Origin of the sequence: Pedobacter frigiditerrae, from assembly GCF_032678705.1 — a bacterium.
GTDB lineage: Bacteria > Bacteroidota > Bacteroidia > Sphingobacteriales > Sphingobacteriaceae > Pedobacter > Pedobacter frigiditerrae_A.
Genome location: NZ_JAVTSS010000001.1, coordinates 1,421,089 through 1,444,928, shown reverse-complemented (window position 1 = coordinate 1,444,928; position 23,840 = coordinate 1,421,089). Strand labels below are relative to the sequence as shown.

The window sequence follows — 23,840 nt, the reverse complement described above, 5'->3', positions numbered from 1 at the left end:
GATCTAAAAATTTACAAAATCTGATAAAATTCTTTCATAGTACTACTTTTAATATAGATTTGCTTCTTGATAATTTATGGTATGAAAAACATAGCAGTAATTGGTTCTGGTACAATGGGTAATGGAATTGCACACACATTTGCGCAATTTGGTTATCAAGTAAAATTAGTAGACATTAATCTTGATGCTTTAGGAAGAGCAATAGCAACCATTACTAAAAATCTAGAAAGGCAAATAGTCAAAGGAACATTAACTGAAGAAGCAAAGGAAGCAACATTAGCTAATATTACAACGGTTACTGATTTACAAACAGGCGTAGAGAATGCTGATTTAATTGTTGAAGCAGCAACAGAAAACATAGAACTTAAATTAAAAATATTTAAGGATTTGGACCAATTTGCCAAACCTGAAGCCATTTTGGCAAGCAATACTTCTTCCATTTCTATTACCCAAATTGCTTCCGTTACCAATCGTGGTGATAAAGTAATTGGTATGCATTTCATGAACCCCGTTCCTGTGATGAAATTGGTAGAAGTAATCAAAGGTTATGCAACCAGTGATGACACCACTTTTCAAGTAATGGAGCTTTCTAAGGTCATTGGTAAAATTCCTGTTGAAGTGAATGATTATCCTGGCTTTGTGGCAAACAGAATATTAATGCCAATGATAAATGAGGCCGTTTATACTTTGCATGAAGGTGTTGCAGGAGTTGATGAGATTGATACAGTAATGAAGTTAGGTATGGCACACCCGATGGGACCATTACAGTTAGCAGATTTTATTGGCCTTGATGTATGTTTGGCAATTTTAAATGTATTAAACCAAGGTTTCGGAAATCCTAAATATGCGCCTTGTCCGCTATTGGTAAATATGGTAATGGCGGGTAAAAAAGGGATTAAATCTGGTGAAGGATTTTACGACTATAGTAATGGTATTAAAGAAGCAAAAGTTGCTGCCAAGTTTTTATAAGTTGAGTTAATGGTTTATAGTCAATGGACCATAGACTATTAACAATTAACCATTATCTTTACACTATGAACGAAAATCTAGATCCTTCTTCAGACAACCTTAGCCCTATTGAACGTGATATTGAAAAAGTATTACGTCCGCAGGAATTTGAAGATTTTACGGGTCAGGATAAAATTCTAGAGAACCTTAAGATTTTCGTTAAAGCTGCAAAACTTCGTGGCGAATCTTTAGACCATGTTCTATTACATGGCCCTCCAGGATTAGGAAAAACTACACTTTCTTATATTATCGCCAATGAAATGGGTGTGAATATTAAGGTAACATCTGGTCCGGTATTAGACAAACCTGGAGATTTAGCTGGTTTATTAACTAATCTAGAAACTGGAGACATTCTTTTTATTGATGAAATTCATCGTCTATCACCTTTGGTGGAGGAATATTTATACTCGGCAATGGAAGATTTTAAGATTGATATCATGCTAGAAAGTGGGCCTAACGCTCGTTCAGTACAAATTAGCTTAAATCCTTTCACATTAGTTGGCGCAACCACACGTTCAGGTTTATTAACTGCTCCGCTAAGAGCTAGGTTTGGGATTAATTCTAGGTTAGCTTATTATGATGCTAAAATATTAACTACGATTGTATTACGTTCATCGGCGATTTTAAATACACCAATTTCTGATGAGGGAGCATACGAAATTGCCCGTCGTAGTAGAGGAACACCTCGTATAGCAAACGCACTTCTGCGAAGAACTAGAGATTTTGCACAAATAAAAGGAAACGGTAGCATTGATACGGAGATTGCTCGTTATGCATTAACGGCCTTAAATGTTGATGAACATGGTTTAGATGAAATGGATAATAAAATCCTACTGGCCATTATAGATAAATTTAAGGGAGGTCCAGTAGGATTAAAAACTATTGCAACTGCTGTTGGCGAAGATGATGGTACAATTGAAGAAGTATATGAGCCTTTTCTAATTCAAGAAGGTTACTTAATGCGTACTGCTCGTGGACGTGAAGTTACCGAAGCCGCGTATAAACACTTAAATAGAATCAAATTAGGCCAAACTGGCAAGCTTTTCTAAGTTGTAGTGTTATTTCTAAAAAAGAAAAACCACACTACTAATAACAAAATAACTACAATAGGAATTATCCATTTCATAGCTTGCCCTGCACCCTCGTTGTCAGGTTCATTTACAGTTGGTGCTGGTCCAGGGTTATCTTTATGGGCATCATAATTTTTTTCAACTGGAGGGACGCTTTTATTTGGGTCTTCGGTATGATTACCTTCTTTATTTTCCATGACGTTATAATTTAGTTTTCAATTCTAATAACAACTAAAGCATTAAAAGGTTTTTAGCTCAAAAGCCTATCTTTGTAAATCAATGTTTAATAATTCTGCAAAATATAGTCAAATGATTAAAAATGAGGCATTACGTCTTGGTTTTATGGCTTGTGGAATTTCAAAAGCAGAGTTTTTGGAAGAAGAAGCACCGAGGTTAGAGAATTGGTTAAACAACAACCATCATGGCGAGATGAGTTATATGGCAAACCATTTCGATAAACGACTTGACCCTCGCCTACTTGTTGATGGTGCAAAATCTGTAGTTTCTTTAACCCTAAACTACTTCACCGAAGAAAAACAATCAGATATTAATGCTCCAAAAATCTCTAAGTACGCTTATGGTACAGATTATCACACTGTGATAAAAGAAAAGCTAAAAGAGTTACTGGCATTTATTAATGACAATATTGGAGAAGTTTCAGGGCGCTGTTTTGTAGATTCTGCACCTGTGATGGATAAAGTTTGGGCACAAAAATCTGGCTTGGGTTGGCGAGGGAAAAATTCAAATTTAATAAGCAAGGATGCAGGTTCTTTTTTCTTTTTAGCAGAGCTAATTATAGATTTAGATTTAGCATACGATACTCCTTTCGTTGCCGACCATTGCGGCTCTTGCACTCGCTGCATTGATGCTTGCCCAACGGATGCTATAATGGCGCCTTATTTGGTTGATGGCAGTAAATGTATTTCTTATTTAACCATTGAGTTAAAAAATGAAATCCCAAATGAATTTAAAGGGAAAATGGAAAATTGGATGTTTGGTTGTGATATTTGTCAGGATGTTTGCCCATGGAATAGGTTTGCAACACCACATACAGAACCAGCTTTTACACCAGCTTTAGAGTTATTAAACCTTAATAAAACAGAGTTGATTGAAATGACCGATGAAGTTTTTAAGCAAGTTTTTAAAGGCTCAGCAGTTAAAAGAACAAAATATACAGGCCTAAAAAGAAATATAGACTTTTTAAGAGAATACTAGATGAAATACCTAATTAGCTTTCTTTTATTGATTTTGAGTTTTCAAGATTTGAATGCGCAAACCCTTAAACTAAAACCTCGCAAAGCTGATGCATTAACAGGTACTGCCTTTGCAAAGTCTATCTCTGATAGCACCTTAACGTTAAAACAAAGAGAAGAAATCATCTTTAATGAAATTAAAAATGGGAATGTTCCTAATTTTTTAAGGAAATTAAGTGAGGTAGTTGATTCTATTAAAATTGAAAATCAGATTGCCCGAGTTAGTTATTACGCTTTACCAGATTACTTTTGTATTGGCAGCGATGATGATTATTTCTATGTACCAATGACTCCTATCTTGGCTCAAAAAGTTGCTGATTTAACAAAATGTAACTTACCAACAAAAAAGATGGTTGATAACATTTATAAAAGTGCGAGTATAAAGCTAACGCCTCAGCCAATTCCACCTACAAAAGCAATGACAACCTTACCTATATTCATTGCCCATAATGATTCTGTAAAAATTCAACTGAAACCTTATTTAAGTAAACATAATAACAGTGCATTAACCGCTGGTAATAAGAAAAATGTTATCATCAGCAATAAGATTTACACAGAAAAAACACCTAAAGTAGTTATTTATGGCTGGCATAAAATGGATGGAAAAGCCATCCAACCAGTATATAACAAGCATACTAACACTTGGGCAGATTATAGCCACGGCATAAGGCTAATCCAACAAAAAGTAAGAGTGGAGGAGAATTTAGAAGGCAAAACAGATCCAAGAAGTAGAAGAACAACTATCAAAAAGCTGCTGAAAAACCCTATACTTTATAAATTGTTAAGTGATGAAGGTGTGATTGAGAAGCCATTTTATCCTTTAACGGAATACTGGATTGACTAGGTTTTGGATATTACAACCTTAAATAATTGCACAGTTTTAGGTTTAATAAACGGGATTGAAGCGAAAATCCTTTTTGTTTTCTCTTAAGCTTTGACAAATTATAGCACGATGGAAAGAAAGTTTTCAAAGCTGAAAACAAAAAGATTGTAGCAAAAAGCCCGACTAACAATAGTCGGGCTTCTGCATTTGCTTTTCTAATTTTTCACAGTGTAAGTGTTGTTGCTTTTATCTTTATCAGGAACGTGACTACTACCTAAAACAACTTTTGTCAGCTTTTTTGTAGTTGAAAACCTAGCTACCACTTCCTTATTTTCTGCTTTCCAAGCCACAATACTCATATGACTCTTTTCTATAGACCCATCTTCGTATGTTAAAGTTAAATCTACAGGCAAGGGTTTATTGCTTTTGTTTTCAACAATAACAGAATAACCAGTTTGGGTTTTAATTACATCTTTTATAGCCAAATCAGTAACTCCTTCTTCAAAAAACCAGCGTTTCCAAAACCAATCAAGATTTTCTCCAGCACCAGTATTCATGCTATAAAAGAAATCGTACGGCATTGGATGCTTGCCATTCCATTGCGTAATGTAATTGTGTAATGCTTTATTAAAACGTTCTTCGCCTAAATAATCTTTTATAAAAAGATAGCCGAAGCCAGGTTTTGGATAATTATTGGTAAATGATGCAATTCCTTTTAAATCTGGCGTTAAAGTCATAATTGGTACGTCGTCTTTTGTACCAGATGTACTTCCAGTTGGCCCAACGCCATAATCGTCTACAATAGTAGAATCTATCATTGGCGAGATTAACCACTCGCCTATTGTAGCCCAACCTTCGTCCATCCAACCGTATTTAGTTTCATTAGTACCCATATAAAATGGAAACATGGTATGGAATATTTCGTGGTCTGTTAAAGTAATAGCATCTGCCCTATTATCAACTGGGTTATCATTTACCATCATTGGATATTCCATTTGGTCTAAGCCATCGAAAACTGTTTCGTGACTATAAGGAAAAGGCCATTTTGGAAAGACATAACTCATGTAATAAACTGTCTTTTTTGCAAAATCAATTACTTCGTAAAAATCTTTATGACTAGCATTAAAAACTGCATCAACCCTAGTTCTTCTTTTTGAGATTGAGTCTACTACTAAACTTGTAGCTTTCCACAGATAATGATTGCTTGTTGCAAAGGCAAAGTCGACTACGTTCTTAGCTTCAAACTTGAAAATGTTAAAATCTTTTTGGGCAGTTACTTTATTTTGAGCTAAAGTTATACTATCAATTACATCAATGGTTTCATTGCTTTTGTTCGCTAATTGAAATTTTTTAAACACTTCTTTAGAAAAAACCTCACTTCCGTTTAATAAATCTCCTGTTGCCCAAACACCGTAATTCTTAGGTACAGTAATGGCAGCTTTGAAATTGCAAAAATCGTTGTAAAACTCTTCTGAACCACTGTAAGGGATTTTGTTCCAACCATCTATATCATCGTAAACTGCAACTCTTGGAAATGAATAAGCAATAAAATGAGCACCTTCATCAACTTGACCAGTACGCATGTGCGAACCTTTATTTAAAATATAGTGATAGTCAAATTTCAACTTTAAACTTTTTCCAGGAGCTAAAGGAGTAATAGCAGTATGCATATTTGTGCCCTCTATAATTAAACTAGCAATTTCTTTTGGCTGATTATTTATTTGTGCACTTGTAATTTGAACTCCATCACCTAAGTCAGCATCTTTGATTCTTGCTTTTCTAACTACTCCTTTTTGATAAAGATTTGGATATAACTTAAACCAAAGTTCATTTAAAACATCAGGACTATTATTCACATAATTAATTTCCACTGTCCCTTTTACTTCTCTAGTAATTGGGTTGAAATTTATTTTCAAATCATAGTCGGCAGTATTTTGCCAATACTTTGCGCCCGGTGCGCCGCTTATATCACGAGTTCCTTTTTGAAAAGCCTGCTGAAAAACAGGTGCGACAGGAAGTTGAGCTTGTGCAAAATTGGACAGTACTAATAAAATAAATAATATTTTCACCTTCATAGGGTAACTGTATAAATGTTAAACTGGTAATCTGTTTTGAAAATCAATTAACCGATTAATCAGTTAACCAATTTGGCAACAGCTATTTACCAAACTTCATTTTTAATTGCTCCAGCATGTCATTATTTATTGGTTTAGCTGGTTCTTGAGGTTTTATTGGCTTCTGTTCTACTTTTGGTGCTTGAACTTGTTGTTTTGCAGCTTTTGCTTCTTCTTTCTTCTTATTCCAACGTGCCCAAATTTCATCTAATTTCTTTTTGGTATACAATGGGAAATCGCCTTGTTTCATCCAAGCATAATAACTTGGTTCAACATCCAAAACAGATTCTACGGTTCTCCCTTTGTGTTTTCCAAAATTAATAACTTCTTCTCCATTTTCGTTATAAACCATCCGCCCTGCGAAATCTACTACCTTATTCATATTGGTAAAGGTATGTAAGGCATCTACATCGTTTTGAACTGGAGTTGACTTTAAGCCTTTCTTGTCTTCAAATTCGGTGTCTTTATATTTATCTAACTGAGCCAATAAAACTTCATACGTGGCTCTAATATCAGCTTCTGCAGAGTGTGCATTGATAATGTCCTTATCACAATAAAATTTATAAGCAGCCTTTAATGTGCGTTGTTCCATTTGATGAAATATGTTTTGTACATCTACAAACTTCCTATCGCTCATGTCAAAATCAATTCCAACTCTTAAAAACTCTTCAAGCAACATCGGAATATCAAATTTGTTAGAATTGTATCCTGCTAAGTCTGCATCTCCAATAAAATCCGCTATTTCTTTTGCCGCAGTTCTAAATGTTGGTTCGTTTTTAATATCTTCATCGTAAATACCATGAATTAAAGAAGTTACCAATGGGATTGGAATTTCTGGGTTGATACGTTTTGTAAGTACTAATTCATCGCCGTTTGGCATAGCTTTCAAAATTCCAATTTCTACAATTCTATCGGCACCAACATTTATACCTGTAGCTTCTAAATCAAAGAATGCTAAAGGTCTTTTTAAATTTAATTTCATTTTTTTAAGGTATATAATTGAGATTTTACTCTCTTTTTCAAATGTGCTAAAAAGGATTGGTTAGTACTACAAAATAGCTAAAATTTTAGTTGTAAATTATTTCATTTTGTTAAACCGTAGATTTAAATTGCCGAAAATTAACCACTTATATGAATCGATTCTTCTTTTTAGCTCTTTTCTGTTTCATCACATCAAATATTTACGCCCAAAACTTTAACTACGGTTCCATACAGAACGATGAATACTATTTCGACAAAAGCAAAATAGACAGTACTGCTAATGCTGTTGTGCTAAAAGAGTTTGGTACTGCTGCTATGCAAATAGATGATGCGACGGGAAGGTTAGTCATTCAATTTGAGCATCATGTAAAAATTAAAATTTATAATAAGGAAGGTTTCAAATTTGCCAACATTGTTATTCCAACTTATAAGGACGACAATAAACAAGAGTTTGTAAATGATTTAAAAGCATCGACCTTTAACATGGTAAACGGGGAATTTGTGGAAACCCTGATGGATAAAAAAGCAGTATTTACTGAAAATAGAAACAAATATACCCAGCTAACCAAATTTACCCTACCGAATATTAAAGACGGGTCGATTATAGAATATAGTTATAGAATCGAATCACCGTTAATTTTCAACTTTAGAACTTGGGAGTTTCAAGGAGATATCCCTAAAGTTTCGAGTGAATTTGTAGCCAATATACCAGGCAATTATAATTACAATGTTTCGCTTCGCGGATATCAAAAACTGAGTGACTCGAAAGCTGAGATATACAAAGAATGTTTAAGGTTAAATGGTGTGTCTATTGATTGCTCAAGGATGACTTACATCATGAAAAATGTGCCTGCTTTTGTGGAGGAGGATTACATGACGGCGGCGAGTAATTTTAAATCGGCCATGTATTTCGAGCTTTCTGATGTGCAGTTAACTAATGGTAGCAAGCAGAGCTATACCAAAACTTGGAATGATGTAGATTACGAGCTTACTTCTGATAAAAATTTCGGCTCGCAGATGAAAAAAGCATCGGTATTTAAAGATTTAATGCCTGCCATTTTAAAAGGTGAAACAGACAATTTAGCGAAGGCAAATGCTGTTTACAACTACATAAAAAAGCAAATAAAATGGAATAACTATTATGGAAATTATAGTATGGAGAATACTAAAACCATTTTAGAAAACAGGTCTGGTAATGTGGCAGACATTAATTTAACCTTAATTTCAGCTCTTTCTGCTGCCGGATTAGAAACTGAAGCGGTTATATTATCTACTCGTGAAAATGGAATGCCAAATAAACTTTTCCCAGTTTTAAGCAGTTTTAACTACGTAGTTGCGAAGGTAAACATTGGAGATAAAACTTATCTTTTAGATGCAACCGAACCCTTATTGCCTTTTGGCTTGCTGCCGATAAGATGTATCAACGATCAAGGAAGGGTAATTAATTTAAAGAAACCATCTTATTGGATAGATTTAAAAGCTTCTCAAAAAAGTGTAACTACCTATGTTTTAACAGGAAAACTAAATGCAGATGGAAAAATAAATGGTGTAATTACAACTACTACTGTTGGCTATGCTGCTTTTAATAAAAGAAAAGACATTAAAAAATATAACTCTACTGAAGAGTTTGTAGAAAAACTTGATGAACGTTTAACAAAAATAAGCTTATCAAACCCAGAAATAAACAATGTTGATAGTGTGGAAAAACCTTTGATGGAAAAATACGAAATTGAATTTTCAGCTCACGATGCTACCGACAAAAATCAATTGTTTATTAACCCCTTTTTTATTAACCGAATTACAAAAAATCCGTTTAATTTAAACGATAGAATGTATCCTGTAGATTTAGGAGCAGCTTCTGATGAACGAATTATCATCAACGTGACTTTACCAGAAAAATACGAGTTAGTAGAAAAACCAAAAGATATGGCCATTAGTTTACCTACAAGTGGAGGAAGATATTTGCTACAAAGCAGCATAGAAGATAACAAATTATCTGTTAATCAAATACTTCAATTCAACAAAGCGATTTACAATGCAGATGACTACCTCTACTTAAAAGAATTTTACAGTAAAATAATTCAAAATCAAAAAAACGATGTCTTGTTAAAAAAGGCAAATTAAATGAAAGCATCTATCCTATTTCTTCTATTAATTTTAGGTCTATCTAGTTTTGCACAAGATAATTACGACGTTGATTTAATTCCATCCTCCTTGCGTAACCGTGCCAACGCCACCATTAGAAATAAAGAAACGGTTGTTGATATGCGTTCGCCAGAAAACGTGATGTATACTGTTAAACAAGCCATTACCGTATTAAATAAAAATGGAGATGAAAGTGCTAGATTAGTTTTATTTTATGACAAAAACACTAGTATTAAAAGCATTAAAGGCGAAATATATAACGAAGTAGGTAAAAGTGTAGGTAAGTTTTCACAGGGCGATTTTAAAGATGAAAGTGCCGTACAAGGATTCTCTCTTTTTGAAGATAGCAGAGTTAAACATTACTTGCCATCTGTAAATACTTATCCTTACACCATTGTTTATAATTACGAAATTCGTTTCAAACAGAACTTAATCATCCCTGACTGGATACCAAAACCTTCTTATAATGTATCTGTAGAAAAAAGCACTTATACTTTTATATGTAAGCCAACCGACCAATTCCGTCTAAAAACACAGAATTTACAAAGCAAAGCTGAAGAAAACATTACTAAAGACCAAAAAATTTTAACGTGGAAAGTAAACAATCTTCTAGCTGTTAAATCAGAGCCGTTTAGTCCGAATGAGGAAACCTACCAAACCAGTGTTAAAATTGCTCCAGAACAATTTAGCTATTTCAATTATAAAGGAAGTTATACAAATTGGCAAGAGTTAGGGAGATGGGCTTATGATAATTTATTAAAAGGTAAAGATAAATTACCAGAAGCAACCATACAACTGGTGAAAGAGTTGGTTAAAAACGAAAAAACTGATAAAGATAAAGCCAGAAAAATATATCAATATTTACAAGAAAAAACTAGATATATAAGTGTTCAAGTTGGTATTGGCGGCTTTCAACCAGTTACAGCCGCAGAGGTTGACCGTTTAGGTTATGGCGATTGTAAAGGATTAGTTAATTATATGCAAAGCCTATTAAGAGCAGCAAATATAGAATCTTATTATTGTGTGGTAGAGGCAGGAAGCCAAAAAATAAGTTTAGACCCCACTTATGCAAGTATGAATCAGGGTAATCATATCATTTTATGTTTGCCACTTAAAGGCGATACAATTTGGCTTGAATGTACTAGCCAGAAAATACCTTTTGGGTTTTTAGGCGATTTTACGGATGACAGAAATGTTTTAGCTTGTACGGCAGAAGGTGGCAAATTATTACGCACTCCAAAACTGCTAACACAAACAAATCTCCAAGTTCGTAATGCGGAATTAACTTTAGATAAGGATGGTAATGTTTCAGGAACTGTTAAGACTACATTCTCTGGAGCTCAATATGACAACCATGAAGAATTTATCGGAAAACCTTTGTCTGAGCAGCAAAAGTTGTTGAAGGAAGCTTACGATATAGATAACATCAACTTTGAGCAAATTAAATACGCTCAAAAGAAAGAAATTGAACCCGTTATTACAGAAAACCTAAATATTAATATTAGAAATTATGCTACGATAAATAATACTAGATTGTTTATGCTGCCTAATGCTTTTAACGTTAAAGCTGCTGTTCCTGAAACTAAAGGTAGAACATTACCAATTTACATTAATCGTGGTTATAGAGACGAAGACACCATTGTTTACAACCTACCGGATAATATAATCCCAATAATTATACCCATTGAAAAAAGTTTAAACAATGATTTTGGTAGTTATACAATAAAAACGCTTATTGAAGGCAACAAGTTAATTTGTGTAAGAAAATTCACATTAAACGACGGAACATTTCCAGCAGAAAGCTATACTGCTTTTACGCAATTTATTAACGAGGTAAGTTCTTCAGATAGGTTAAAGTTAGTGCTTAACTTAAAAAAATAATGCCTAAGCCAATACCTATTATCATCAACAGATACATCAATATTTCTGTTGATGCAAAACGTTTGTATTTAGACCAAAATGAGTAATCTTCCTTAGGTTTAGGCATAAAAAATCCCGAGTTTTTAGTTCGGGATAAAAGTATGAATTATTTATTTCGTAGTTCCTTCTTTCTTCCATTTTATACTGCAACCAACAGCTTTGGTGCTTGTAATTTCTGGCTTTTTGCCCTGTAGCAAAGAATTAACGGCAGCTTTAACATAAGTAGTTTTATCAGCGTTAACTTCTTCTTGATCGTTATCAATTGCTCCTATATAAGCAACTTCATTTCCTTTGGCAGTTTTAGTTAACACAAACGTGTGAGGTGTTTTTGTGGCACCGAATTTTTTGGTATAAATATGATTTGGATCTTCTAAATAAGCATAGCTGAAGTTCTTTTCCTTGGCAAGCTTTTGCATATTCTCATAACTATCTCCAGGAGAAGTGCCTGGGTCATTGGTATTAATGGCGATAACTGGATATCCTTTTGGACCATATTCTTTATGTAAAGCCTCAACCCTACTTTGATAAGCCTTTGCAACAGGACATGTATTACAAGTAAAAACTACAATGTATCCCTTTGCATCCTTATAGTTTGCCAGTGAAACATTCTTCCCATCAACATTCTTCAAATTAAAATCTGTAGCAACATCTCCAACTTGATAACCATTTTGCGCTTTTGCCATAATGCCTAGCATCATTAAGCAAACAATTAAAACTTTTCTCATTTTTTAAAGTTTGTAATCTCCGTGAACTATATTTTTAACTAAATCTTCTAATTCATTGTTGGCAAATTCTTTCTCAAAAAACAATCTGCGAGTTCTCATTGCAACTAAGGTAGCTGGAATTGAGCCAGACCATTTTTTATCTACTTTTTCTATAAATGCTTGTTGGTCGGCCTCGTTAATAACATAGACTTCTGATTTAAGTTTATGTTTTTTAACAAATGGAATAACATCTGATTTAAGCTTAGATTTAAAATCCATACTTATTAAAATCACTTTTACTGGCCTTTTAAAATATTCTTTTTTTAATTTCTCAAAACTTGGTAGCTCTGCAACACATGGTCCGCACCAAGTTGCCCAAAAGTTAATTACATAAGTAGTATCCTTACCTTTTGCTATCCTTCTATCTAACTCACTTAAAGTTAGTAATTTAACTTGAGCATTTGCAAAACTAAATGTGCAAATTAAAAAAAATGTAAACACATATTTCATCTATCAACAACGTTGTTTGTAAATATTATATAAATCAAATTTTGTAAAAAAATATAAACTCTTAATTTGTCATTCCGAGTTCCGAGGAATCTCATAGTAAGAAAATATAGAATTAATGCAGTATTTGAGATTCTTCACTGCGTTCAGAATGACAAAGCATGCTAAAATTAAATTAATTTATCAACTATCTTCTCTACAAATTTGTTTTTAGGTGTTAGCTTTTGATTTTGTTCATCATCTATTCTGCCTATATATTTTATTAAAAAACCAGCTTTAGTTTTTTGCAATACAACAGCAGTTGGAGTTTCTTTAATGCCTAACAACCAAGTGTATTTAAACTTATCGTCAGACAGATAAGGGAATTTGAAATCCTTTTCCTTTGCCAATTTTTTCATTGCTGGCATTGCATCAAAAGGATACTTTATTGGGTCATCTCCATAAGGGCCAATAGCTACTAAGGGATAACCTTTTACTTTGTACTTTTTATCTAAAGCACTAACCCTTGGCTCATAAGCAATGCAATGGTCGCAAGTTGGTGTCATGAAAATTAAGATAAAACCCTTGGTATTTTTCTGTGCTTTTAAATCATATACAGTTCCTGTGGTGCTAAGCAAAGCTAAATTGGGTAAGGTTTCGCCAACCTTTAAAGCTTTTTGGGCATAAGTTACAGAGCTGATAAAAATCAACAGGTAAAGAGAGAAAATTAGTTTACGCATATTCTTATTTTAAAGTTCCTGTTTTAACAATTGCTTTCTGATAAACAGGTAAATTCAGGTCATCAACTACCACACCTCTTGTAGTTGATGCATGTACGAAAAAGTTATTATTCAAGTAAACGCCAACATGGTCTACTTCAGTACCGCCAAAGGAGAAAAATATCAAATCACCTTCCTCTAAATTATTTTGGCTTTTCTTTTTTATCACTTCTGCTTGGTCTCTTGAACGTCTTGGTAACGTACGACCGTAAATATCTCTTTCTAATAACAAAGCGAAACCTGAGCAATCAATTCCTTTTTTATCCAATCCGCCTAACCGATATTTAACGCCAGTCCAATCTGTGATGAAACGATATAAATCTTTACTTTTTAAAGCTGCCATCGCATCTGCCGCTTTTGAAGCTTTATTCTCTGGCTTTACAGGATATTTCCTCGAACCACAGGATGATATGAACAATAGCAACAATGCAGCAATAAAACAATGTATCTTGAAATTTTTCATGCTATGTTTTTATCAATCTCTGTATCTCATCCAATTTAAGTAAAGCTTCAACAGGTGTTAAAACATTTACATCCAAGTTATTTAGCGTATCTCTAATTTTAACTAAAACTGGGTCATCAATTGCAAACATTTGTAACTGATAAGCTTGATTTTGAACTTTTTTAATGCTGTCTTTTATACTTTGTCCTTCAGTTCTATCAATCTCTAATCTTTTTAATATTTCGTTCGCACGATTAATCAATTTAGACGGCATACCAGCCATTTTTGCAACATGGATACCAAAACTATGCTCACTTCCCCCTGGAACTAACTTACGCAAGAAAATCACTTTGTTGCTCATTTCCTTAATCGTTACATTAAAGTTTTTGATACGTCCCATTGTATTTTCTAATTCATTCAATTCGTGGTAGTGCGTTGCAAATAGAGTTTTCGGTCTCGCTGTTGGATGTTCGTGTAAAAACTCTGCAATGGCCCAAGCAATAGAAATCCCATCGTAAGTACTTGTACCACGACCAATTTCATCCAATAAAATCAAACTTCTGTCTGAAATATTATTCAAGATACTTGCCGTCTCATTCATTTCAACCATGAACGTACTTTCTCCAGATGATAAATTATCTGAAGCACCTACACGAGTAAAAATCTTATCTATCAAACCGATGTTTACAGCCTTTGCAGGAACAAAACAGCCCATTTGCGCCATCAAAACAATTAAAGCGGTTTGCCTTAAAATTGCCGACTTACCAGACATGTTCGGACCAGTAATGATGATGATTTGTTGTGTATCATTATCCAAGAAAACATCATTGGTTATGTATTCTTGACCAATTGGCAATTGTTTTTCTATTACCGGATGGCGACCACCTTTAATGTCTAACTCCTTTTTGTTGTTTAAATCTGGTTTTACATAATGATTTGTAACTGCCAATTGCGCAAAGCAAAGCAGAACATCTAGCTGTGCAATTAAATAAGCATTAAGCTGGATAGGTTTGATGTAATGCGAAACCTGATACATCAATTCATTGTATAAACGAACTTCAATAGCTTGAATTTTCTCCTCAGCTCCTAAAATCTGTTCTTCATACTCTTTAAGTTCTGGCGTAATGTATCGCTCTGCATTAACAAGCGTTTGCTTGCGAATCCAGCTTTCTGGAACTTTATCTTTATGCGTATGCGTAACTTCTAAATAGTAGCCAAAAACATTATTGAAGGATATTTTTAATGACGGAATCCCTGTGCTTGCAGCTTCTCTTTTTTGTATCTCAACTAAATATTCTTTTCCGCCGAAAGCGATTTTTCTTAAACGGTCTAAGTCTTCATCAATCCCATCAGCAATAACATTTCCTTTAATCAGCAAAGCTGGAGGGTCTTGATTTAACTCTCTCTCTAACTTTTCCTTAATACTTAAACAAGGATTTAACTGGGAAGCTAATACCGTTAAAAACGGATTTTGAGTTTTTTCTGCAAGGTTTTTAACTTCTTCTATATGAGTTAATGCTCTTTTCAGTTGCACCAATTCCCTCGGTCCGGCTTTTTGCAAACCAACTTTAGAAATTAATCTTTCTAAATCTCCAATCGGTTTTATGTGACTTAAAAACTCTTGCAATAAATCGTCATGATTCACCAAATATTCAACCATTCCCAAACGCTCTTGGATTGGTTTTAATTCTTTAAGCGGCATGATAATCCACTTGTGCAACATCCTTGCTCCCATCGGGGTAGATGTTTGGTCTAAAACATCAAATAAGGTTACGCCATTATCGTTTGCGGTACTTACCAACTCTAAATTGCGAATGGTAAATCTATCCAACCACATGTAACGGTCTTCTTCTAATCTAGAAATAGAAGAAATGTGCTGTAAGTTACGATGCTCGGTTTCTCCCAAATAGTATAGTACAACTCCAGCTGCTACAATACCCGATTGTAATTTATCAACTCCGAAACCTTTTAACGAATTAACTTCAAAGTGTTTGGTTAATATTTCATTTGCATAATCGTTGGTAAACGCCCAATCATCTAGCGTATAGGTGTAAAATTTGTCTCCAAAAAGATTTAAGAACTCTTGGCGTTTACTTTTCTGAAACACAACTTCCGTAGGTCTAAAACCTTGCAAAAGTTTATCTATGTATTCGGCATTTCCTTGGGCAACTAAAAATTCTCCTGTTGAGATATCGCAGAAAGCAACCCCTAAATTTTGTTTGTCGAAATATACGGCCGCTAAATAGTTGTTAGATTTCTGACTTAAAATATTGTCGTTATAAGCAACACCAGGCGTAACTAATTCCGTAACTCCTCTTTTTACGATGGTTTTGGTAGTTTTTGGGTCTTCTAACTGGTCGCAAATTGCTACCCTTTGTCCTGCCCTAACTAATTTGGATAAGTAATTTTCTAAAGAATGGTGCGGAAAACCAGCTAACTCTAAAGCCCCATTAGGACCAGTACCTCTTTTAGTTAAAACGATGCCTAAAATATTGGCTGTTTTAATGGCATCTTCACCAAAAGTTTCATAAAAATCGCCTACTCTAAACAATAACAACGCCCCAGGATATTTCGCCTTTATCGTGTTGTACTGCTGCATTAATGGTGTTACTGTTTCCTTTACTTTAGCCAAAATTATCCTCATTTACTAAAGTGTAAATATACTATCTTGAGGCTTAGTCTTGAAGTTTTTGTGGAGAAAATGTTTAACCGTTAGCAAGTTTAATTGTTAAATTGAACTATTGCTAAATTGTTGCTTCAATCTTTGGAAAAGGAAGTTTCATCGCATTCTTTAATGTCAGTCCTGCTGTCCATTATAGCCCTCATACTTCGGGGCCGCCATTACCATCAGGTTTAGAATTTAAAAGCTTGTGATACTATTGAAGTGTTAGGCGCTTAAAACAAACTTTGCTGAGCCAATGGTTTTGGAGGAAGACCTATAAATTTAAATTCATTTGGAAGAACATCGTACTGCTTTTTTACTGGATTAAATTTTCTCAAAACAATACTTGTACAATCAAATTCCAATTTAGCTTCTTTAAACATCTCCAAAGCAATTGTAACGTTTTCTTCAGTCAATTTTCTTCCTATAGAAATGTGAGGGTCTTTACTGTGATATGATTTTTTGATATTAAGATTTTTTTGAATTCGTTTCATTAAATCTGTCAAAGTCTCCTTAGTTGGTTTATCTGGCGCTAAAAACACAGCTCCATTAGGATAACTACTTACTCCTTCAAAATTTAAATGAATTGGACTTTCGTAACCTGCTATTTCTTTTAAATGATTTATAATATCAACTATTTCATCCTCATCCGTTAAGAATTCACTTATTGTAATATGTGCTTTAGAATTACTGCTGTTATACCAGTCAATCTTAGTTTTTAAATCATCCTTCCAACCTTTTACTTTGTTAAGGCCATTTTCATCAGGCATTATAACAACTGAATATAAATCTTTCATTACCTGATAATTAATATTACGTCCTTCACCTAAAAATGGAAATGCACCCATCTCATTTAAGGCTTTCAAATCTCTTGTCGCGGTCGCTTTTGATGCACCTGTTATGCTCATGTATTTTTTTGCTGTCATCCCCCCAATAAATCCGTCCTTACCGGCATTAAACATTTTGTTGAGTGCTTTTTCTTGCCTAGAGTTTAGTTTGTCCTTAAACCTATCGAAGAATTTCACCTTTTCTATTGTGAAACTTGCTAGTTCTCTAATTTGTTTTTGCGCCTTAATAGCGGTCTCTGCAAAATATTTTATCCAAGCAGTAACTTCATTACTTTTTGACCCTTGTTGTAGCGCATAGTAATATTCTTTTCTCTCTTGTTCAAAAACACTTGATAGGCTTAAAATTAAAGGTCTCTTTAATGTTTGAGACAAAGCCTTCTGCGATATTGCACGCCCAATTCTCCCATTACCATCTTCAAATGGATGGATACTTTCAAAATATAAATGTGCTATTGCAGACCTTACTATTGCATTTCTTATTTCCTTCTTACCATTTGGCGCTGTATCATTAAACCACTCGATGAATAAATCCATCTCAGCTGGAATTTGCGATGAAGGAGGTGCTTCAAAATGTACTTCTTCCTTGCCCACACTACCCGATACAACCTGCATTGGTTCTTCTCCCTGTCTCCAATTTCCAATCACTATCCTGCGTTGTCTAAAAGTTAATAAAGAATGCCATTCGTATAATTTATCTTTCGTCAAATCGTCTTGGTAGCTTTCCCTAACATCTGTCATTAATTTTGCAATGCCCACCGCTTTCTTATCGCTAACGAACTCTTGTTTATCATTTAATTGCAAATTATTTTTGATTGATGACATTACATCCTGCCTGCTCAAATATTCATCTTCTATCTCGGAGGTTTTTAACGCTTCAATTAAGATAGTTTGAATTAATATTTCGTTATGCGAATTTTGGTCAGTAGCCCTTAGCAAACCGCTTACCAAACCAACTTCTTCAGCAAAATCGTAAAGTTTATTTTCTAAATCTTCAAGTTTAAACTTAAAGTTAGGCCAATCTGGAAGTTGCCAATTGTAAAGCATGAGCCGATTAAATTTTTATTCGGCTTAAATATACGTATTTTATGAGCCAATTAAATTTTTATTCGGCTCAATTTTCTATTATATCGTGAGTCGATTAATTTTTTAACCCAAATCTATTAGATTGAACCCTATCATATTCCTGAACATAATTCGGATTTTCAGTCTTACACAACCTATCCCATATCCTAAAATACAAGCCGTAATTACCATTAAACTTACTGTGATGTAAATTATGATGTACCGATGTATTTATAATTTGAAATAGGAAAGAATTTCTAAACCATTTAGGAGCTGTTTCATAACCTAAGTGACCATACACATTGATGATAAAACCAACCAAAACAAAAAGAATAATCCCCAACTTATGCATCGGTAAAAACAAAACAATTAAAATAATAACCGCATTCTCAGCAATAGTTTCTAATAAACTGAAAGAATAGGAAGTAAAAGGCGATGGATTTGTAGACTTGTGATGAACCAAGTGTACCAACCTAAATACTTTAGGTTGATGCAACAATCGATGCATCCAATAAAAATAAGTATCATGGATAATTAAACAAATAAGCACACTAACAAATATCCACCAAATTGGATATTCATTAACGTCTTGATATATTTTTGTGTAGGCAGTAAATGGAGTAAATAGGATGAAATAGCCAATTAATGTAGTTACAACTATCATTTGGAACGAATAAACAAGCTCTCTTTTATAATCTTGTTTACTCGATAACCTCGCTTGTATTTTGGCCTTTTTAGATTTTGAGCTTAAGACAATATAATACAACACAAAAGGAATGCCTGCGAAAAGGATGTACCTAATGGTTGAGATACTGAAAATACGTACTATTTTTTCAAAGTCTTCTTGCATAACCACAAATCAATAAACAAGTTAACTTATATTAGATGATTCAACAAGTATAGCAGATACCTTTTACAATTGTTCAATATAACTCAGAAATAAATTTAGTGCTTTTCTTTTATCAGCAGTCAATTCAAAGTTCAACTTGTTCAACAAATAATCATCTAAATCAAAATTTGTTATAGATTTTAATTCCTTTAAAACTTCTTTTCTATGTGCTAAACCAAACTTTAAGGCTTTGTCAAACTCAGTTACAAATGCTAATGGAATTTCTTTATTGGCTACCCAAGCAGCATATACAAATGGCAAACCTGTAAACTTCATCCACTCCTCACCCATATCATAAGCGTAGGCAAAATCAGCTTTACGCCCAAAAGTTCTATCGCCAATCAAAACAATGGCATCGGTAACAGTTACCTCTTCTGTTATAAATTCTACATCAACCTTAAAATAAAATTTAAGTAGAACCTTAGCTAAATTATTTGATGTTCTAGATTGCGAATCAAGTTTTAAAGTCTTTATCTCAGCTGCCGGAACTTTAGAAAATATGAATACGGAATTTACCGCACCAACAGAACCAATACAATAAGAACCAATAATGTTTGCATTAGGCACAAAAGGAATGGCAGCAACTGGTATTAAACCTATATCAACTTGGTTACTAATTAGTTTAGCAGCACAATCTGAAGGAATATCTAAGCTTAAATCTATCTGATTGATTACTTCACTTCTTTCAATTCCGTAAATAAATGGTTTGGTATTGGTATAAGAAACGGCTGATATTTTTATTTTATTCACTTTAGTTTTACTCCTTCTTTACCATCTAAGAGAGCTTAGAAAAGCTAAGACAGCCTTTAAAAATCATACTCAGATGCCCTTAGATTTCTTAGATGGTGAGTTATTATTTTAAATGGTCTGTATTATTAAAATCGATTACTGAAAACTGCCCATCGGTAAACTCCATTTTATAAAGCGTTGTATTTTGATGTGGGAAATCACCCATTTCTGAGAAAGGCTTTTTAAGTAACATGCACAACAATAAACGCATCGCTCTGCCATGCATACAGACCAAAATCCTCTTTTCGTCAGTTCTGCTTTTTATCAATTCAATGGTTTCGTGCATCCTCAACATCACATCATTAGGACTTTCGCCACCTTCAAATTTAGCCTCGTAATTGCCACCTTGCCATTTTTCTACAATCTCTAAAAATGCGTGTCTTGCTTCTGGGGTATTCGGCTGACCTTCCCACAATCCCCAAGCCAACTCATCTATGCCTTCGTGTTGTTCCCAAGGTAAACCTAAATCAATAAATTGTTGAACTGTTTGATGCGTTCTCTTTAAGGCAGAAGTATATATCTTATCGAATTGGATATCTTTGTAGCGATTAAAAAAAGCAGCTGCTTGGACTCTTCCTGTATCATTCAAGTCACTATCCACTCCTCTACCTTGTACAATTCCTTGCCTGTTTAATTCTGTTTCGCCGTGGCGGATGATGTATATTTCTTTCACAAATATTGAATTAGAGAATGATTGAATTTTGAATGATTATACTACTCGATCATTCAAAATTCAATCACTCGATATTAATTAATTACAGGCAATTTATAGTATTGTGGTTTAACATCTTCTTCAAAAACAACATCAGTAAAATCAGTTACCACATTGTATAAAGTATCTCTTTCAATTGGTTTGCGACCAACTTGTTTAATTAAATTAACCAATTCTTTGGTGCTCATTGCAGGGTTTTGCTCTTCAGCACCTGCCATCGAATAGATTTTAGTGGTATCATCCAATGTTCCATCGATATCGTCAACGCCAAAGTTTAGAGACATTTGAGCAGTTTCTCTGCTAATCATAGCCCAATAAGCTTTGATGTGGTCAAAGTTGTCCATATAAATTCTAGCAATGGCATAATTCCTTAAATCTTCAATTACCGAAACTTCAGGCACATTGCTCATTTGATTATGCTGATTTCTGAACTTCAAAGGGATAAAAGTTTGAAAGCCCCTGGTTTTGTCTTGCAACTGACGCAACTGCTCCATGTGATCTACACGATGCTCAAATTTTTCTATGTGACCATATAACATGGTCGCATTAGAGCGCATTCCTAATTTATGCCATTCTTCGTGTATGGCTAACCACTGCTCCCCAGTACATTTATCCTTAGCAATCTGCTCTCTAATTTCTGGATGAAATATCTCTGCACCTCCACCTGGAATTGATTCCAATCCAGCTTCCTTCATCAACTTCATCCCAGTTGCATAATCAATTTTAGCTTTTTTAAAGATATAATGATATTCAACAGGTGTTAAAGCCTTTACGTGTAAATCTGGTCTGTGTTTTTTAATTGCGGTAAATAAGGCAGAATAAAAAGCAACATCGTACTGCGGCAAAACACCGCCAACAATGTGAACTTCTGTAACGGGCTCTCCATCGTATTTTTTAACAATGTCTAACATTTCTTCCATTGTTAATGCCCAACCTTCTTCCTTCTGTTTAATTAAACGAGAATAGGAACAAAATTTACAATCGTAAACACAAAGATTGGTAGGCTCCAAATGGAAATTTCTGTTGAAATAAGTTTTATCGCCATGCTTTTCTTCTCTAACAAAATTTGCTAAAACTCCTAAATAACCTAGTTCTGCATTTTCATATAGATATACACCATCATCAAAAGTAATGCGTTGGTGATTTTGAACTTTTTGAGCAATAACCTTTAATGGAGTTGGAAGATTTGGATTTTGAAGAAGAATGTCTAAAGCCTGCACCGTAATTCTTTTTTATGTTTACGCAAAAGTACAACATTGCCCTAATTGAACATCATTTTCTTGTAAAAATGGCTTATTTAGAAACAATAAAAGCCCCAATTTTCATTGGAGCTTTTTTATCGAGACAAATTCGTATTAAACTATTTAGCTGCTTTTGCAAAATTCAAAACAACATAAGCAGTTCTTCCCCCGTATTCAATTGGAGATTTAATTACCATCATGTTATCATCAGCAGATGCTAATGCCAATCTGTAACCTGATGTTACGTTTTTAGCTTTATCACCTTCAAATAACTGTTTGTATTGGAAAGTTCCATCAGCTGGACTTACGGACCAGAAAATTGCTTGGGTTTTGGCTGCACAACTAGCACTTGCTGGTAAACTGTAACTTCCATTTCCACTGTTAGTTAAGCTCCAAGTACTGCCTATAAAACATTTATAAGAGCTTTCGCCCAAGAAAGATTTAATGGCAACGTCAGGAATTCCTTCAAAAGTTACATTGTTAATTACCCAATTACCTGTTACATCACCTCTTTTTGCTGATACAGCACCTGCAGCTGTAGTTTTCGGAGAGCAGCTTTGTAACACTATTATAGAACTACAAACTAAGGCTGCTATTAAAAATATTCTTTTCATATACTTGTTTTTTGATTAGCTAATTACATAAATCTTGCCAAAAGTGAAATTTAGGAAGATAAAAATTTAGCTTTGTTATTATAATTTCTAATCGTGTTTAAAATGAAACCAGAAACTACTGCTATCCATGCGCTCAATTTAGTTAAAAGTGCCACAGGCGATGTAACTATGCCAATTAGTTTATCTACCACTTTTTTAAGAGGAGAAGATGGTGGTTATCCGGGTGGACACATTTATAGCAGAGCTAGCAATCCCAATCGCTCTTCATTAGAAAAAGTAATTACAGAATTAGAATTTGGAGAAGATACTTGTGCATTTTCATCTGGTAACACGGCTGGAATGACTGTTTTTCAGGCTTTAAAAGCTGGCAGCCATATTATTTGCCCTGATGATATGTACTGGGGATTAAAAAAACAACTACTCACTATTTTTAATGATGTACTAACGTTTGATTTTGCTGACTTAACAGATTTAGATAATATAGAAAGTTTCATTAAACCGAACACGGTGATGATTTGGGCAGAAACACCATCAAATCCTTTGTTAAAAGTTACAGACATACAAGGGTTAGCAAACATCTGTAAAAAACATAATTTGATGCTTACTGTAGATAGCACCTTTGCCTCTCCTATTCTACAAAATCCTATAAAATTAGGTGCAGATATCGTAATGCACTCTACTACTAAATATATTGGTGGCCATAGCGATGTTTTAGGAGGTGCTTTAACAACGGCTAAAAAGAATGAATTTTGGGAAAGGGTTATAAATGTTCAGCAAACTGGTGGTGCTGTACCTTCACCTTTTGATTGTTTCTTGTTACTAAGAAGCATTAAAACCTTAGCTTATAGAATTAAAGGCCATTGTGAAAATGCAATGAAACTAGCTGAATATTTAGAAGCACATCCCAAGGTTGAGGCTGTTTATTATCCTGGTTTAAAATCTCATGCTCAATACGAGATTGCAAAAAAACAAATGAAAGATTTTGGCGGAATGCTTTCTATCTTAGTTAAAGGCGATGCAATAGCTGCCCGAAAAGTGGTAAATAGCGTGAAAATATTTGCTCAAGCTACAAGCCTAGGTGGTGTAGAAAGCTTAATAGAACATCGTGCTTCAGTAGAAGGTCCAGATACTAAAACACCACAAAATTTAATTCGGATTTCTGTTGGTTTAGAACATATAGATGATTTAATTGCTGATTTAGAGAAGGCTTTGCGTTAGCATCTGCTTATTGGGCATCTTAATGCGATATAAATTTAACAGGCAGCGATAAAAAAATCTCTCTTCAACCTATAATTAGC

Annotated in this window: 21 protein-coding genes; 7 read left to right on the top strand and 14 right to left on the bottom strand. The window is 34.1% G+C overall.

Features of this window, described 5'->3' with window-relative positions; translation table 11 throughout:
• The first annotated feature begins 81 nt into the window (after positions 1–81).
• Positions 82–969: a 3-hydroxybutyryl-CoA dehydrogenase gene (locus R2Q59_RS05725; RefSeq protein WP_316784318.1), complete on the top strand. Its 888-nt coding sequence runs from the start codon at positions 82–84 to the stop codon at positions 967–969.
• Between the two features lie 65 nt (positions 970–1,034).
• The gene (gene ruvB / locus R2Q59_RS05720; protein WP_316766754.1) at positions 1,035–2,057 is read left to right on the top strand and encodes a Holliday junction branch migration DNA helicase RuvB; all 1,023 of its coding nucleotides are present in this window, start codon (positions 1,035–1,037) and stop codon (positions 2,055–2,057) included.
• On the opposite strand, the gene R2Q59_RS05715 is transcribed toward ruvB, so the two are convergent.
• The gene (locus R2Q59_RS05715) at positions 2,054–2,275 is read right to left on the bottom strand and encodes a hypothetical protein (RefSeq protein ID WP_316766751.1); all 222 of its coding nucleotides are present in this window, start codon (positions 2,273–2,275) and stop codon (positions 2,054–2,056) included. The genes ruvB and R2Q59_RS05715 overlap by 4 nt on opposite strands.
• Before the next feature lie 82 nt (positions 2,276–2,357).
• Here R2Q59_RS05715 and queG point away from each other — a divergent pair, with 82 nt between their 5' ends.
• A complete protein-coding gene (gene queG / locus R2Q59_RS05710) occupies positions 2,358–3,293 on the top strand; it encodes a tRNA epoxyqueuosine(34) reductase QueG (RefSeq protein WP_316784316.1) in 936 nt (311 codons plus the stop codon).
• Complete coding sequence (locus tag R2Q59_RS05705) at positions 3,294–4,175, top strand: hypothetical protein (RefSeq protein WP_316784314.1); 882 nt, start codon at positions 3,294–3,296, stop codon at positions 4,173–4,175. It abuts the gene before it with no gap.
• A gap of 194 nt (positions 4,176–4,369) precedes the next feature.
• Here R2Q59_RS05705 and R2Q59_RS05700 read toward each other — a convergent pair whose 3' ends face one another.
• Both R2Q59_RS05700 and R2Q59_RS05695 read right to left on the bottom strand, forming a co-directional pair.
• Positions 4,370–6,229 (bottom strand): M1 family metallopeptidase, encoded by a 1,860-nt coding sequence (locus R2Q59_RS05700; protein ID WP_316784313.1) that lies wholly within the window; start codon positions 6,227–6,229, stop codon positions 4,370–4,372.
• Between the two features lie 82 nt (positions 6,230–6,311).
• Entirely contained in the window at positions 6,312–7,250 is a 939-nt protein-coding gene (locus R2Q59_RS05695; protein WP_316784311.1) for a 3'-5' exonuclease, read from the bottom strand.
• Between the two features lie 149 nt (positions 7,251–7,399).
• Between R2Q59_RS05695 and R2Q59_RS05690 the strand changes: the two genes are divergently transcribed.
• Positions 7,400–9,373, top strand: coding sequence for a transglutaminase domain-containing protein (locus tag R2Q59_RS05690; protein WP_316784309.1), 1,974 nt, complete (start codon positions 7,400–7,402; stop codon positions 9,371–9,373).
• Positions 9,374–11,275 (top strand): DUF3857 domain-containing transglutaminase family protein, encoded by a 1,902-nt coding sequence (locus R2Q59_RS05685; RefSeq protein WP_316784307.1) that lies wholly within the window; start codon positions 9,374–9,376, stop codon positions 11,273–11,275.
• 149 nt (positions 11,276–11,424) lie between these two features.
• On the opposite strand, the gene R2Q59_RS05680 is transcribed toward R2Q59_RS05685, so the two are convergent.
• The 11 genes from R2Q59_RS05680 to R2Q59_RS05630 all read right to left on the bottom strand — a co-directional run bounded on the left by R2Q59_RS05680 (position 11,425) and on the right by R2Q59_RS05630 (position 22,542).
• Positions 11,425–12,039, bottom strand: coding sequence for a thioredoxin family protein (locus tag R2Q59_RS05680; RefSeq protein WP_316784305.1), 615 nt, complete (start codon positions 12,037–12,039; stop codon positions 11,425–11,427).
• A 3-nt stretch (positions 12,040–12,042) separates the two neighbouring features.
• Positions 12,043–12,528 (bottom strand): TlpA disulfide reductase family protein, encoded by a 486-nt coding sequence (locus R2Q59_RS05675; protein WP_316766734.1) that lies wholly within the window; start codon positions 12,526–12,528, stop codon positions 12,043–12,045.
• Positions 12,529–12,695: 167 nt separating this feature from the next.
• On the bottom strand, positions 12,696–13,244 hold the full coding sequence (locus tag R2Q59_RS05670) for a redoxin family protein (protein WP_316784303.1): 549 nt from the start codon (positions 13,242–13,244) through the stop codon (positions 12,696–12,698).
• A gap of 4 nt (positions 13,245–13,248) precedes the next feature.
• A complete protein-coding gene (locus tag R2Q59_RS05665; protein ID WP_316766728.1) occupies positions 13,249–13,746 on the bottom strand; it encodes a C40 family peptidase in 498 nt (165 codons plus the stop codon).
• Between the two features lies 1 nt (position 13,747).
• Positions 13,748–16,369 carry a DNA mismatch repair protein MutS gene (mutS, locus tag R2Q59_RS05660; RefSeq protein WP_316766724.1) on the bottom strand — a complete coding sequence of 874 codons (2,622 nt, stop codon included), beginning with the start codon at positions 16,367–16,369 and terminating at the stop codon, positions 13,748–13,750.
• 251 nt (positions 16,370–16,620) lie between these two features.
• Positions 16,621–18,279, bottom strand: coding sequence for a DUF4172 domain-containing protein (locus R2Q59_RS05655; RefSeq protein ID WP_316784301.1), 1,659 nt, complete (start codon positions 18,277–18,279; stop codon positions 16,621–16,623).
• A 94-nt stretch (positions 18,280–18,373) separates the two neighbouring features.
• A complete protein-coding gene (locus R2Q59_RS05650) occupies positions 18,374–19,147 on the bottom strand; it encodes a sterol desaturase family protein (RefSeq protein WP_316784299.1) in 774 nt (257 codons plus the stop codon).
• A gap of 63 nt (positions 19,148–19,210) precedes the next feature.
• Entirely contained in the window at positions 19,211–19,936 is a 726-nt protein-coding gene (locus R2Q59_RS05645; RefSeq protein ID WP_316766717.1) for a menaquinone biosynthesis protein, read from the bottom strand.
• A 103-nt stretch (positions 19,937–20,039) separates the two neighbouring features.
• A complete protein-coding gene (locus tag R2Q59_RS05640; RefSeq protein ID WP_316784297.1) occupies positions 20,040–20,648 on the bottom strand; it encodes a histidine phosphatase family protein in 609 nt (202 codons plus the stop codon).
• 74 nt (positions 20,649–20,722) lie between these two features.
• On the bottom strand, positions 20,723–21,907 hold the full coding sequence (gene mqnE, locus R2Q59_RS05635) for an aminofutalosine synthase MqnE (protein WP_316766715.1): 1,185 nt from the start codon (positions 21,905–21,907) through the stop codon (positions 20,723–20,725).
• Between the two features lie 140 nt (positions 21,908–22,047).
• Positions 22,048–22,542: a hypothetical protein gene (locus R2Q59_RS05630; protein ID WP_316766713.1), complete on the bottom strand. Its 495-nt coding sequence runs from the start codon at positions 22,540–22,542 to the stop codon at positions 22,048–22,050.
• Positions 22,543–22,644: 102 nt separating this feature from the next.
• On the opposite strand from R2Q59_RS05630, the gene R2Q59_RS05625 reads away from it, so the two are divergent.
• A complete protein-coding gene (locus R2Q59_RS05625) occupies positions 22,645–23,760 on the top strand; it encodes an aminotransferase class I/II-fold pyridoxal phosphate-dependent enzyme (RefSeq protein ID WP_316784295.1) in 1,116 nt (371 codons plus the stop codon).
• The last annotated feature ends 80 nt before the right edge of the window (positions 23,761–23,840 follow it).